At 58.2% G+C, this 13,452-nt stretch carries 11 protein-coding genes; 4 read left to right on the top strand and 7 right to left on the bottom strand.

The features are described 5' to 3' along the window. Positions 1-39: 39 nt before the first annotated feature. Complete coding sequence (rimO, locus tag C1J05_RS16440) at positions 40-1,428, bottom strand: 30S ribosomal protein S12 methylthiotransferase RimO (protein WP_114871193.1); 1,389 nt, start codon at positions 1,426-1,428, stop codon at positions 40-42. A gap of 99 nt (positions 1,429-1,527) precedes the next feature. Here rimO and C1J05_RS16435 point away from each other — a divergent pair, with 99 nt between their 5' ends. Continuing rightward, on the top strand, positions 1,528-3,486 hold the full coding sequence (locus C1J05_RS16435; protein WP_162798117.1) for an AsmA family protein: 1,959 nt from the start codon (positions 1,528-1,530) through the stop codon (positions 3,484-3,486). 78 nt (positions 3,487-3,564) lie between these two features. Here C1J05_RS16435 and C1J05_RS16430 read toward each other — a convergent pair whose 3' ends face one another. From C1J05_RS16430 to C1J05_RS16415, 4 genes are read right to left on the bottom strand one after another with little or no spacing between them, the layout of a single operon-like run. Beyond that, positions 3,565-5,061, bottom strand: coding sequence for a phosphomannomutase/phosphoglucomutase (locus C1J05_RS16430; protein WP_254684629.1), 1,497 nt, complete (start codon positions 5,059-5,061; stop codon positions 3,565-3,567). Positions 5,062-5,086: 25 nt separating this feature from the next. Then, positions 5,087-5,920: a 3-deoxy-8-phosphooctulonate synthase gene (gene kdsA, locus C1J05_RS16425; protein WP_114871191.1), complete on the bottom strand. Its 834-nt coding sequence runs from the start codon at positions 5,918-5,920 to the stop codon at positions 5,087-5,089. A gap of 3 nt (positions 5,921-5,923) precedes the next feature. Further along, the gene (locus C1J05_RS16420) at positions 5,924-7,618 is read right to left on the bottom strand and encodes a capsule biosynthesis protein (RefSeq protein WP_114871190.1); all 1,695 of its coding nucleotides are present in this window, start codon (positions 7,616-7,618) and stop codon (positions 5,924-5,926) included. Then, positions 7,596-8,255: an ABC transporter ATP-binding protein gene (locus C1J05_RS16415; RefSeq protein ID WP_114871189.1), complete on the bottom strand. Its 660-nt coding sequence runs from the start codon at positions 8,253-8,255 to the stop codon at positions 7,596-7,598. Before C1J05_RS16415 ends, C1J05_RS16420 begins: the two co-directional genes overlap by 23 nt. Positions 8,256-8,558: 303 nt before the next feature. Here C1J05_RS16415 and C1J05_RS16410 point away from each other — a divergent pair, with 303 nt between their 5' ends. From C1J05_RS16410 to C1J05_RS16400, 3 genes are read left to right on the top strand one after another with little or no spacing between them, the layout of a single operon-like run. Continuing rightward, positions 8,559-9,146, top strand: a complete 588-nt coding sequence (locus C1J05_RS16410) for a uracil-DNA glycosylase family protein (RefSeq protein ID WP_114871188.1) — start codon at positions 8,559-8,561, stop codon at positions 9,144-9,146. Further along, entirely contained in the window at positions 9,139-9,930 is a 792-nt protein-coding gene (locus C1J05_RS16405) for an SseB family protein (protein WP_114871187.1), read from the top strand. Before C1J05_RS16410 ends, C1J05_RS16405 begins: the two co-directional genes overlap by 8 nt. A 30-nt stretch (positions 9,931-9,960) precedes the next feature. Continuing rightward, entirely contained in the window at positions 9,961-10,719 is a 759-nt protein-coding gene (locus tag C1J05_RS16400) for an SGNH/GDSL hydrolase family protein (RefSeq protein ID WP_114871186.1), read from the top strand. Here C1J05_RS16400 and C1J05_RS16395 read toward each other — a convergent pair. Beyond that, positions 10,703-11,806, bottom strand: a complete 1,104-nt coding sequence (locus C1J05_RS16395) for a mandelate racemase/muconate lactonizing enzyme family protein (protein WP_114871185.1) — start codon at positions 11,804-11,806, stop codon at positions 10,703-10,705. The genes C1J05_RS16400 and C1J05_RS16395 overlap by 17 nt on opposite strands. A gap of 12 nt (positions 11,807-11,818) precedes the next feature. After that, entirely contained in the window at positions 11,819-13,435 is a 1,617-nt protein-coding gene (locus C1J05_RS16390; protein WP_114872391.1) for a GMC family oxidoreductase, read from the bottom strand. Positions 13,436-13,452: the final 17 nt, after the last annotated feature.

The following is a 13,452-nucleotide window of genomic DNA, read 5'->3' as shown; positions in this document are numbered from 1 at the left end:
AAGAATGGTTGGTTTGTTCCGTTTGGCTTTCGTTCAACATCAAACAACCTTCCCCCACAAATCATATTCCCCCGCTTCATCCACCTGAACCGAAACGATATCTCCGGGTTTCAATCCCTCGAACCCTTCGTCGATGAACAGGTTGCCGTCGATTTCCGGCGCGTCGGCCATGGTGCGGCAGGTGGCGGCGTCGGTGTCGACGTCGTCCACGATCACATCGATCAAGCGGCCCACCTTGGCGGCAAGTTTCGCCTCGGAAATCGCCTGTGCTTTTTCCATGAAGCGATCCCAGCGGTCTTGTTTCACCTCGGGCGGAACATGATCCGGCAGCGCGTTTGAGCGCGCACCGGCAACGTTTTCGTATTGAAAGCACCCGACACGATCCAGTTGCGCCTCGTCCATCCAGTCCAGCAGGGTCTGGAATTCGGCCTCGGTTTCGCCCGGATAGCCGACGATAAAGGTGCTGCGCAGGGTGATGTCGGGGCAGATGCTGCGCCAGTTCGCGATCTCGTCCAGCGTTCTGGCACCCGCGGCAGGCCGCGCCATGCGGCGTAACACATCGGGATGCGCGTGCTGGAACGGGATATCCAGATAGGGCAGCACACCATTGGCGGGGTCCGCCATCAGCGGGATCAGATCGCGCACATGCGGGTAGGGATAGACGTAATGCAGCCGCACCCACGCACCCAACTGGCCCAGTTCGCGGGTCAGATCGGTGATGTGGCTGCGCACCTCACCGTCTTTCCACGGGTTCAGATCATATTTGCGGTCCAGCCCGTAGGCCGATGTATCCTGTGATATCACAAGCAGTTCACGCACGCCGGCCTGCACCAGTTTTTCCGCCTCGCGCAGAACCGCATGGGCGGGGCGGCTGGCCAGTTTGCCACGCATATCGGGAATGATGCAGAACTTGCACTTGTGATTGCACCCTTCTGAAATCTTGAGATAGCTGTAATGGCGCGGGGTCAGCGACACGCCAGAGGCCGGCAGCAGATCGACAAACGGGTCGGGGCTGGGTGGCACGGCGGCGTGTACCGCATCCAGAACCTGCTCGTATTGGTGCGGGCCCGTCACCGCCAAAATATTGGGGTGGTGTTCGCGAATGTAATCGGGTTCCGCACCCAGACAGCCGGTCACGATCACCTTGCCGTTTTCTTTCAGCGCTTCGCCGATGGCATCCAGACTTTCCGCCTTGGCGCTGTCCAGAAAGCCGCAGGTGTTCACGATAACGGCGTCCGCGCCCGCATAATCGGGCGAAACACCGTAGCCTTCCGCGCGCAGGCGGGTCAGGATCCGTTCGCTGTCCACCAATGCCTTGGGGCAACCAAGCGAGACCATGCCAATGCTTGGCTGGTCGCTGCGTTTGGCCTGTGGCAACAGGGCGGCGGGGGCGATATCGGGGCGCATATCTGGCGGGTTCGTGCTCATCCCCGCGCTATACGCGATCCGTGATCGCGCGGGAAGAGGTCAACCTTGCGATACCGCCTGATGCGGTCTACCTCTGGTTCATCAACAAGGAGTATCGCAATGCGGTGGTTGATACGTCTGGCCGGTGTTCTGCTTTTGATTGCCGGTGTTGCTGTCGGGTCTGTCCTGCTGCTGCCCGGTGACAGGATCGCCCGGATCGCTTCGGATCAGATCAGGGCGCAGACGGGGCGCGATCTGGTATTTACCGGCGACACGCAGGTGACGTTGTGGCCGGTTCTGGGGATTGTGACAGGTCCGGTTGCCTTTGCGAACGCGAGCTGGTCGGATCAGGGGCCGATGTTTACCGCAGACAGCCTGGCGATCGGGGTCAACACTGCCGGTTTGTTTGGCGGAGATGTGCGTATTACCAAGGTGGACGCGGAAAATCCGGTTGTCCGACTTGAACAACGCGCAGACGGGCGCGCGAACTGGTTGTTCAGACCGGCATCACCGACCCCGTCCAACGTGCCAGCGCCCGCCAATCCGGACCCGAATGCAGACAAGAATGAATTCGTTCTGGAACATCTGGATGTTAGAAATGCCCGTCTGATTTACGCGGTCGAAGGTCAGGACACGATTGATATCGCCAATGTTGACCTGTCGCTGATCTGGCCTGAACCTGCCGGAGCGGCACAGTTTGACGCCACAGCGCGCCCAACCGGCGTGCCGCTGTCCATAAAGGTTGAAATTGACAAATTCGCGGAGTGGAGTCAGGGCCAGCCGCAGCCGGTTTCCGTCGCTGTTTCAGGGCCGGGGGGCGCTGTATCCTTTGAAGGTGTCGCCGGTATTCTGGGCGAACTGGCGGGCCAGACCAAGATCACCACACCGGATACCGGCGGATTTCTGAACGCTTTGGGGGTTGGGCCGGTTGATGTGCCGCAGGGATTGGGCCGCAAAGCCGATATCAGCGCCAACGTGACCCTCATACGCGATGGTGTTCTGGCGTTGCGCGATGCGGTGATGAACCTTGATGGCAACAGTTTGCGCGCCGAGGCGGATATTCAACTTGGCGACGTGCCGCAGATCAACGCCCGCCTGTCTGCCGGCAGGCTGGATGTTTCGGGCCTGAACGCTGGTGCGGGCGCACCCGCGGCATCGTCTGCTGGAACCGCACCTGCGACCCCATCGAGCTGGTCGACAACGCCGATTGATGCCAGCGTCCTGTCCACCTTTGAGGGAGTCATCGCGCTGAGCGCCGAAGCCATCGATTTCGGATCTCTGAAACTTGATGCGACCCGGATGGACCTTCGGGTGGATCGCTCGCGCGCCGTTGTGACGCTTGAAGAAGTGCTTGCCTATGACGGGCGCATTGCGGGCGAAATCGTGCTGAACAATCGCAACGGGTTTTCGACGGGCGGTGCCTTTCAGGGCACGGGCATTGCGCTCAACGGGGTGTTGTCTGACATGGCAGGCTGGAAGCGGCTTACCGGGCAAGCGGATATCCGGCTCGCGTTTCTGGGGGTCGGCCAATCGGTTGACCAGATCATGCGCAATCTGTCCGGCGAAGGCACCCTTTCGGTCGGGCGCGGCACGATCTCGGGCCTTGATCTGGACCGGTTGATCAGGTCAGGCGACGGCGGCGGTGGAACCACGGTGTTTGATAGTCTGACAGCGTCAATAGTCATGAAGAACGGTGATGTCCTGAACGATGACCTGCTGTTGATCCTGCCCCAGATTGAAACCCGCGGTGCCGGGCGTATCGGGTTGGGTGCAAAGGATATCGATTACCTGATCACCCCTGTCGCGGTACGCGCACGTTCGGGAAACGGGTTCGCGATTCCCGTACGGATTTCCGGCCCGTGGGCTGCACCCCGGATCATTCCCGATGTGGGCGCAGCATTGGAGTTGAATTTCGAACAGGAACGCAAGGCGCTTGAAAGTGAGGTCAGGCAAGAGGTGGAGCGCACGTTGCAAAAAGAACTGGGTATCGTGACCGAAGAAGGCCAGACCACCGAAGAGGCTATTCAGGACAAGCTGGAACAGGAACTGGGCCGCAGCCTGAAAAAGCTGTTCGACTGACATTTTTTTTGCCCCAAATACGGGCTTTCGTCAGGGGGTTATGTCCTGATCCAAAGCCTGAATCTGACCAATCCGTTTTCAGATCGTCTGATCGTAATCGCCGACCGAGGCTTCGGTGCGGATAACCGCGTCTATGTCAGCAAATATGGCCCGCATTTCCGCATCACTTTCGGGGCTTTCGCAGACAACAACCAGATTGGGCGTGTTGGACGAGGCCCGCACCAGCCCCCACGCGCCGTTGTCCAGAATGACGCGTGCCCCGTTAACGGTGACAACCTCTTTGATGGCGCGGCCCGCCAGCGGTTCGCCCGCGTCTGCCTTGGCGACCAGTTTGGCCACCAGACGATCCAGCGTCGCGTATTTTTCCGTGTCGGCGCAATAAGGTGACATGGTGGGCGTTGCCCAGGTTTGCGGTAGGGCGCGGCGCAGATCAGACATGGATTTATCCGGGTTTCGGTTCATCAGCTTGCAAATCTCGACAGCGACGCGCAGGCCGCAATCATATCCACGCCCGATCGGTTCAGCCAGAAAGTAGTGCCCGGATTTCTCAAAGCCGGCCAGCGCCCCGATTTCCTTGACCCGCCGTTTCATGTGCGAATGCCCTGTCTTCCAGTAATCTGCCTTGACCCCGTTTGCGATCAGTTCCGGATCGGACGCGAACAACCCGGTCGATTTCACATCGGCGACAAAGGTGGCGTTGGGGTAAATCTTGCTCAGATCGCGCGCCATGATGACACCGACCTTGTCCGCGAATATCTCCTCGCCCTCGTCGTCGACCACGCCGCATCGGTCGCCGTCGCCATCAAAGCCAAGCGCGAAATCCGCCTTCGATGCTTTGACGCTGTCAGCCATGTCATGCAGCATTTCCATGGCTTCGGGGTTGGGGTTGTAGTGCGGGAAGGAATAATCCAGCGTGTTGTGGCTTTCGACAACTTCGACCCCGATCCGGCGGAACAGGTCGGGCGCAAAGGCGCAGGCGGTGCCGTTGCCCGTTGCACAAACAACTTTCAGCTTGCGGGACATTTTGAAATCACCGGCAAGATCGTCCAGATAGGCCTCTTTCACGCCATCGACAAATTCATAAGCGCCGCCGGGGCGGGCCTGCCCGCGCCCTTCAAGAACAATGTCGCGCAACTCCGACATTTCATTGGGGCCGTGGGTCAGCGGACGGTCAAACCCCATTTTCACGCCGGTCCATCCGTTGGGATTATGGCTGGCCGTCACCATCGCGACGGCAGGCACATCCAGATAGAACTGTGAAAAATAGGCCATTGGGGACACGGCAGGGCCGATATCCTTGACCGAGATACCGGCCTGCATCAGCCCGAGGATCAGGGCATTCTTGATGCTGAGCGAATAGTCGCGGTAATCATTTGCCACGGCAATTTCGGGTTTGATCCCGCGCGCGTGCATCTGTGTGCCCAACCCAAGCCCCAACGCAGTGATCCCCGGCAGGTTGATTTCGTCCGGGTATTTCCAGCGCGCATCATATTCGCGAAACCCCGTTGGGGTAATCATCGGGTCTTTCAGAAAATCCCATGTATTGGGTGTGACGGTCGGGGCCGGTTTTTTCACTGGTAATGCTCGCTTTTTCGAATGGTCAGATCAAAATGGGGTTGGCTTTGGCCAGCTTGTCCAATTGCATCAGCACATTGATCAAGGCCGGCATCTGATCCAGATAGATCATGTTGGGGCCGTCACTTGGTGACTTGTCCGGGTCTTCATGGGTTTCGATGAATACTGCGGCAACGCCGATCGCAACGGCCGCGCGGGCCATGACGGGCGCAAATTCGCGCTGACCACCGGAGCTGCCGCCCTGGCCGCCCGGTTGTTGCACCGAATGGGTCGCGTCCATCACGACAGGATATCCGGTTTTTGCCATCTGCGGCAGCGACCGCATGTCTGCGACCAGCGTGTTATAGCCAAATGTTGTGCCGCGCTCTGTCAGCAGTATGCGCTTGTTTCCGGTGCTTTCGATCTTGGTAACAATGTTGCCCATTTCCCAAGGCGCAAGAAACTGGCCCTTTTTGACATTGATCGCGGCCCCTGTTTTCCCGGCCGCCAACAGCATATCGGTCTGACGGCACAGAAACGCAGGAATTTGCAGAATGTCGACAGCCTCTGCAGCGGGGGCGCATTGGGCTTCGTTGTGGACATCCGTTAACACAGGCACCCCGATTGCATCGCGCACGCCCTGCAACACGGCCAGCCCTTCATCCATGCCCAGCCCGCGAATACCCGTCAGGGAGGTGCGGTTTGCCTTGTCATAAGAGGCTTTGAACACATATTGCGCACCTGCCGCATCGCAGGCCTCTTTCATTTTGCCGGCAATCATCTGCGCGTGATCAGCGCTTTCCAGCTGGCAGGGGCCGGCGATAACGGTCAGCGGGCAATCGTTTCCGATTGTCAGATCGTTAATTTTTACATGTGTCATGGGTTAGGATGTTACCTGTTCGCGCAAGATGGATGCGGTAAGTGAAATCATAAGATAAATGCCTGCGAAGATCAGGAAGGCAAGAATGGTGTTTTCGAAGGCGCGGGGGTAACTCGGGTCTTCCGATGGAACCGGCTGCACCGAGATTGTCAGATAGCGGACCTGTCGGCTGGCTTCCATACGGGTCTGTTCGACCGATTGCAGCGCCGATTGCAGCAGCAGATCGCGGGTGGCAAGATCGGCCTGCGCCATCTGGATGTTCAGCGCCAACTGCGCCAGAGAGTTTTCACCCTGGCTGGCATCGGTCATCTTGGCGTTCAGTTCTACCAGTTGGTCCTGCAGGCGGCGAACATCGCCCTGCGCACCTTCCACGCGGCTTTGGTTGGGTCGGCTGTTGTCCAGCAGGGCCGCCAGTTGAAGCTCTTTTTCAAGAAGCTGTATTTCGACGGTGTTGATTTGACCGCGCAGCGAAGCAATGACGCCTTCAGGGTCAAGAACCGCGCCCTGTTGCTGAAGCGTGACCAATTGTTCCTGCGCGGCGCGCCGTTCCAGCACAGCGTTTTCAAAGCTTTGCTGGGCATCCTTCATCTGGTCGCCGCGTTTTTGTTGTGTCAGGTTGTTCACCCGCTCTTCGGCATAGGCGATCAGCTTTTTGGAAAACAGCGTGGCTGTATCAGGATCGGATGCCGCAACCTCAAGCCGGATCACGCCCTCTGTCGGATCATATCCGATTTTCACGTTTTTCTTATAGGTTTTATACGCTTCCTCGGCCGATGGATTTTCGTTCATGCGTTGGATCGGATCAATCGAGGGTTGCGTGAAGTGGGATTTGAACCCTGCGTCCGCATCCAGACGCAACATCGCATCTTTGGATTGCAGGTAGGATTGGACCGCAATGCTGTCCTGATTGGTCGCGAACTGGGTTCCCGAAAGAAGCCCGCCAAGGCCTGAACCGCCACCGGTATTGTCCGCCTGCAAGATCAGAAATTCGGATTTCGTTGCGTACATCGGCGTGGCGATGACGAAAAAGTACCATCCGGCAAGGAAGGTCGGAAGAAAAACAAAGAAGGACAGGCGTGTCAGCAGCAGGGCCAGTTTGCGGCGCCGCCGGCGGGCAATGTCCCGCTGGATTTCGGTGATTTCCTTGACGCGTTTTTCAGACGGGCTCAGCCCGGTGGATGGCAATGTTTGCTTGTGCGTCGGTACTGTCTGGGGCAATTGAACTTTCGTACCTTCAGACCCTGCGCCGCCTCTTTGGGCGCGCAGCGCATCCAGCATATTGCCGGGGCCACCATCGCGCTGTTCGGCGCCGGCCCGCGGCACAACCAGTTCCAGCAGGTTGGATCGCTGAAACGGATCGATGCCCTGCAACCGCAACAACCGCACAGCATCAAAATCGGATGTCGGGGCAAGGTTGTGTTTTTGTGCAACGCGGCGCGCCATGCGCAACTGGCGACCGGTCAGACCCTCGCGCTTGATCGCATCCAGATCGGGGCTTGGCTGATCGGTATCCTGCATCTGATCATCTGTGCGCGCACTGGTCTGGTGCTGCAAATCTGACCGGTAGGCGTCCGCAGTCTGCGGCATGCGTTCGGTACCGTCGTGCGGGTTCGACGACGTACTGTTTTCCACGCCGCCAGATTGCGTTGGGGGTGTCCGTCGGATGCGGAATTTTCTAGCTTTGGGTTTGGTAGTCATAAAGCTGTTTCGCCTCTTCGAGCGTGTCAAAAATTTTAAGCTGACCATCCACCAGAACAGCCGCAGATCGTGCGAATTTTTCAAGCGTCTCCGCCTGATGAGATACAATTACAATGGTCGTTGTGCGCAAGCGTTCCTGCAAGATTTCACCGGCCTTGCGATTGAATTCCACATCAGTCGTGGATGGCATACCCTCGTCGATCAGGTAGATATCAAAATCCAGCGCCAACATCAGCGAAAAACAGAACCGTGCGCGCATGCCCGCCGAATAGGTGCCAAGCGGTTGTTCGAAATACTCATCCAGATTGCACAGCCAACGGCAGAAGCTTTCGACATAATCAGGATCAAGTCCGTACATCCGGGCAATATACCGGCTGTTTTCGACAGCCGAAACCTTGCTGATCACGCCGCCCATGAAACCCAATGGAAACGAGATCTTGCATGACCGCCGGATTTCGCCCTCGTCGGGTTTTTCTAGTCCCGCCATCATGTTGATCAGGGTGGTCTTGCCGGTGCCGTTCGGTGCCAGAATGCCCAGTGAATTGCCCAGTTCCACGCGAAAGGACACGCGGTCAAGGATCACCTTGCGCTGTGTGCCCGTCCAGAAGGACTTGCTGACATTTTCAAACTCAAGCATCAATGCTCCGGCGCTGCCCGTGTCGGCCCGTGGTTCCGTGCCATCCTCTCTAACAGAGGTTTATTAACGTCTTATTGGACGATTTTGACGCCATTATGTCGAACCTCGGCGTAGAAGTACAATGCCAATGCTGCAACGGAGGCTTTAAAACAGGCCCGAATTGGCAAAATTGTGCCGTTTGGGGCTCTGTTTCTGGCGCGGATGCTGCCTTTCCCGCTTAATTCCGGGCCGTTGTGTCACTGGACCTTCAACCATTGCAGTATGGCATTGATGGGGAGGCACGGCTTGCGGTATCCACGCCGCATGCCCGATCTGGTAGAAGAAATCCGTGCGTGCCGCATATGTGCAGACAGGTTTGCCGCGACGGCCACAGCGCATCAGCCACGTCCGGTTCCCTGGTTTGATCCGGGTGCCGGAATACTGATCGCAGGTCAGGCGCCGGGGGCGAAAGTACACCAGTCAGGTCGTCCTTTCACCGATCCGTCGGGGAACCGTTTGCGATCTTGGCTCGGTCTGGACGAGCCGGAATTTTATGACAGGTCACGCATTGCAATCGTGCCGATGGCCTTTTGCTTTCCGGGGTATAATGCAAATGGACATGATCTGCCGCCACCGCCCGTTTGTGCGCAAACCTGGCACGCGCGTGTGATGAAGGCGCTGCCTGCCATCAGGCTGACGGTGCTGGTGGGGGCCGCCGCGCATCGCTGGCATCTGGGTGCAAAAACGACCGTTACCCAGACGGTAAGGTCATGGCAGACCCATGCGCCACGCATCTTTGCCTTGCCTCATCCGTCATGGCGCAATACCGCGTGGATCAGAAAGAATCCGTGGTTCGAAGCGGATGTCTTGCCGGCGCTTCAGGCCCGCGTAAAAGAGGTTTTGAATGACTGAAACAACCCCGCTTGATCTGGCCCACGCAGCGATGGAAGCCGCGCAGGACGACGACGCCCTGCGCTTGCGGTTCTTTGAACGGCTGGCAGATGCCGAACTGTTTGTACTTCTGAAATCCGAAGCAGACGGGGATGCAATCGAACCTGAATTGTTCGATGTGGACGGCAGCCAGTACGTACTGGTGTTTGACCGCGAGGCGCGACTAAGCGCATTTGTCGGCCAGGCAGCCCCCTATGCAGCCCTGTCAGGGCGGGGCGTCGCGAATATGCTGGCATCGGCGCAAATGGGTTTGGGATTGAACCTTGATGTGGCACCGTCTTCGATCCTGATCCCGCCTGCCGCAGTGCTTTGGCTGCATCAGACCCTGGGTCAGGCGCCACAGGAAATCGAAGCGCGGATATCTGGTTATTCTGCCCCTGCCGGATTGCCGGATGTTCTGATCAAGGCGCTGGATGCCAAGCTGGCAACGGCACGCGGGTTGGCGGCCAGCGCCTATCTGGTTTCGGTATCCTACGAAGATGGCGGGCAGGGGCATCTTCTGGGGTTTGTCGATGCGCTGGACGGGGCAGAGGCCGCACTGGCCAAGGCGACCAACGAAGCGTTGACCTTTTCCGGTATCGAAGCCGGCGCAATCGATGTCGGTTTCTTTGCCGCCAGCGATCCGGCTGCAGCGCATATGGCGCGCTACGGGTTGCGCTTTGATCTGCCGGTTGCTGCGACCGAGGTGCAAGTGAACAGACCGGCCCCCGGGTCTGACCCGGACAAGCCGCCCCTGTTGCGATGAACCGGTCCTTACATTTGAAAGACAGGTAAAATGGGATTGGTACTGGATGTCGTGGCGCGGACCGCGTTGTTGCCCGTGTTGATCGCACAGGCGGTGTCTGTTCGCAAAAAAGCAATGAAACTGCCCGAACCTCCGGGTGCGCGAAGGGGGCAGTTGGGCGACGGCCCTGATCTGAAACTTCTGATTGTCGGAGATTCCTCGGCCGCCGGCGTTGGCGTGGAAACGCAGCAAGAGGCCCTTTCGGGTCAGGTGACAACGCAATTGGCCGGCACCTATTGTGTTGACTGGTGTCTGGTCACAAGAACCGGATTTACAACGCGGGATACTATTCGCCACCTGCAAGGGCAGAACGATAAAACCTATGATGTGATCGTTGTGGCGCTGGGTGTGAATGACGTGACCCGCCTGCTGCCTTTGGGTCTTTGGCGCAAACAGGTTGAACAGCTTGCCGGCCTGCTTCGGGTTCAGTTCGGCGCGCAGCATATTTGCTTTTCCGGAGTGCCGCCGATGGGTGGGTTTCCGCTGTTGCCAAACCCGCTGCGTTGGGTTCTGGGGCGCCATTCGATCCGGCTGGATCAGGGATTGCGCCGTTTCGTTGCGGCGCAGCCGGATTGTTCCTACGTCGCGCTTGATTTGCCACTGGATCAAAGCGCAATGGCGATTGACGGGTTTCATCCCGGCGCACAAGTCTATGCCGCGTGGGCAGACCGTATCAGTGCCGCAATCATTGAGCGTCAAAGCAAGGATGATTTGCAGCGGTCAGGGGAAATTGTCAGCCAAGTTCGCTGATCTGGTATTGCGACCGCGCCAGCCATTCAGGCGCAATTTCCACACCCCATCCGGGTGCATCCGTGACCGTCGCCTGTCCATCTTTTATGTCATAGGGCGAGTTTACGAACAGCCCGTCCTGCCACGGATAATAATCGGACCCTTCGATCGAGAATTCGAGGTATTTTCCCGCGTTCGGAATGGCGCGCAACAGGTGCATCGTGAACAGCGTGACCAATGACATGTTGGCGCAATGGGGGGTAACGGGCAGGCCCGCCGCCTGCGCCATGCGCACAACCCGCATGGTCCGGCACATTCCGCCCAGATACAGAATGTCAGGCTGCACAATATCCACTGCGCGCATGTCGATCATCCGGCGCCATGTGGGCAGGTCGCAATCCTGTTCGCCGCCCGTCACATCAATATCCAGCGCATCGGTGACCTGTTTGGTTTGTTCCAGTTCCCAATAGGGGCATGGTTCTTCAAAGTGCGAAAATCCATGGTCTTGCAACATATGCCCGACTTCGATTGCGCGGTCGGGGGAATAGCAGCTGTTGGCATCAATCAACAGCGCGGCGTCATCTCCCATGGCACGGCGCATGGTCGGAATAATCTCTTCCGTGCGGCCCGGCCATTCATCCCTGTTGCGTCCCACTTCCGCCCCTGCGCGCACCTTGAATGCGTCAAAGCCGTGCACGTCGCGCAGTTTCTTCATGCGCTCGGCCTCGTCTTTCGGGGTGATGTCGCGTTTCATGGATGACGCGTAGGCGCGGATTGAACCCGGCGTGCCACCCAGCAACTCCGCTACGCTTTTGCCCTGCTGCTTGCCGCGCATATCCCAGATCGCCGTATCCAGCCCTGCCATGGAACGGCGCAGGTATGATCCCGGAAACTTGTGCTCGCGCTCGGCCACGATATCCAGAAGATCGTCCAGATCGGTCGTGTCCTGTCCAAGGGTCCAAGGCGCAACCTGACGGTGCAAGACCTGCGTTGTAATATCGGAATGATAGGTCGAAACCTGCCCCCAGCCTTGCGAACCGTCTTCGGCTGTGACTCGCACAAAGCCGACAAATTCGGTGCTGAAGGTTTCTATCGATTTGATCTTCATTCTGTTCCCCTTTCAGGAATGTGCGTCTGCCTGGATCAGGTCGGCGGCCTTTTCGCCAACCATGATCGCGGGAGCATTGGTATTGCCTGTGGGAATAGTCGGGAAAATCGAAGCATCCGCAACCCGAAGCGCCTCAATTCCATGCACGCGCAGGCGTTCGTCAACAACCGATTGTGCAGGATCGGTGCCCATTCTGCACGTGCTGCACTGGTGGAAAACCGTCCAGGATTTTTCGCGCACAAAAGCCAGCAAATCGTCATCCGACGTCAGATCGGGGCCGGGCGAAATTTCTTCTTCGATCACGGCCTGCATCGCGGGAGTGTCGGCGATCTGGCGCATCAGTCGGTGGCCGGCGACCATGACATCACGATCATATTGCGTGTCCAGATAATTGCAGTGGATTTCCGGCGCGACATTCGGATCAGACGACCGGATTTGCAGATACCCGGCGCTGGTTGGCTTGCAGGGATTGAACCCCAGCAGAAAGCCCGGAAACGGATCCGGCGCCATCAAAGGGCGCGTGCCCACCGGCGCGCGGGTATAGCTGACAGGTGAAAAATAAAGTTGCAGGTCCGGGCGGTCTGCACCCTTCATGACCCGCACGAACCCGCCGCCCTGATTAAGGCTGAGCGACAATGGCCCCTTGCGGCGCAAAAGATAGTCCAGCCCGACGCGGACCTTGCCGGAAAGCGGACCCAGTTGCTGGTTCAGGCTGGGAACTTTTGCGCGGTAATGGTTGTCGCCGCCCAGATGATCCTGCAGGTTGCGGCCCACCTGTTCCGAGGCGTGGACAATTGTAATGCCCTGATCACGCAGAACATTTTGGGGGCCGATGCCGGAAAGTTGCAGCAATTGCGGGGAATTGATCGCGCCGCCGCACAGGATCACCTCGCGCCGGGCGCGCAGGGTTTCGATCTGACCTTTCCGTTCATACTCGATGCCAACCGCGCGTTTGTTTTCGATCAGGACACGCCGCGCCAGGCACCGGGTTCTGATATCAAGATTGGCCCTTTTGCGTGCGGGCCACAGATAGCTGCGCGCGGCAGAGGCGCGAACCCCGTTTTTCGTGGTAATCTGGTAGCAGGTCGCGCCTTCCATGTCGGGCCCGTTGTAATCGGGGTTCAGTGGAAAACCGGCTTCGCCCGCAGCCTTCAGATAGGTATTAGTAAGCGGATGTGCTTCTTTTGACATATCGTAGACGGACAGCGGACCGCCCGTGCCGCGTATATTGTCAGAACCGCCTGACCAGTCTTCCATACGCCGGAACACTGGCGCGACGTCAGCCCAACCCCATCCGGGTGCGGTTTTATTCCAGTCTTCGTAATCCGATTTATGGCCGCGTACATAGACCATCGCATTGATCGAGCTTGAGCCGCCAAGAACCCTGCCACGTGGCAGGTACATCTTTTGTCCGTTGCGGTTCGGGTCGGGTTCGCTCTGGTATTTCCAGTTGACGCGCGCATCATAAAAAACCTTGCCGTATCCGATTGGCAGGCGTGTCCAGATCGAGGTATCCCAATCGCCGGCTTCCAGAAGAGCGACGGTGGTTTTGCCGTCTTGTGTCAATCGGTTGACCAGAGCGGACCCGGCAGATCCCGCACCAACAATTACATAGTCAAATTCAGTCAATTTTGCCCTCTGGGATT

The sequence above is a fragment of the Sulfitobacter sp. JL08 genome, from assembly GCF_003352045.1.
Taxonomy (GTDB): domain Bacteria; phylum Pseudomonadota; class Alphaproteobacteria; order Rhodobacterales; family Rhodobacteraceae; genus JL08.
Note: the sequence above shows the minus strand (reverse complement) of the source record. Positions and strands in the feature narration are given on the sequence as shown.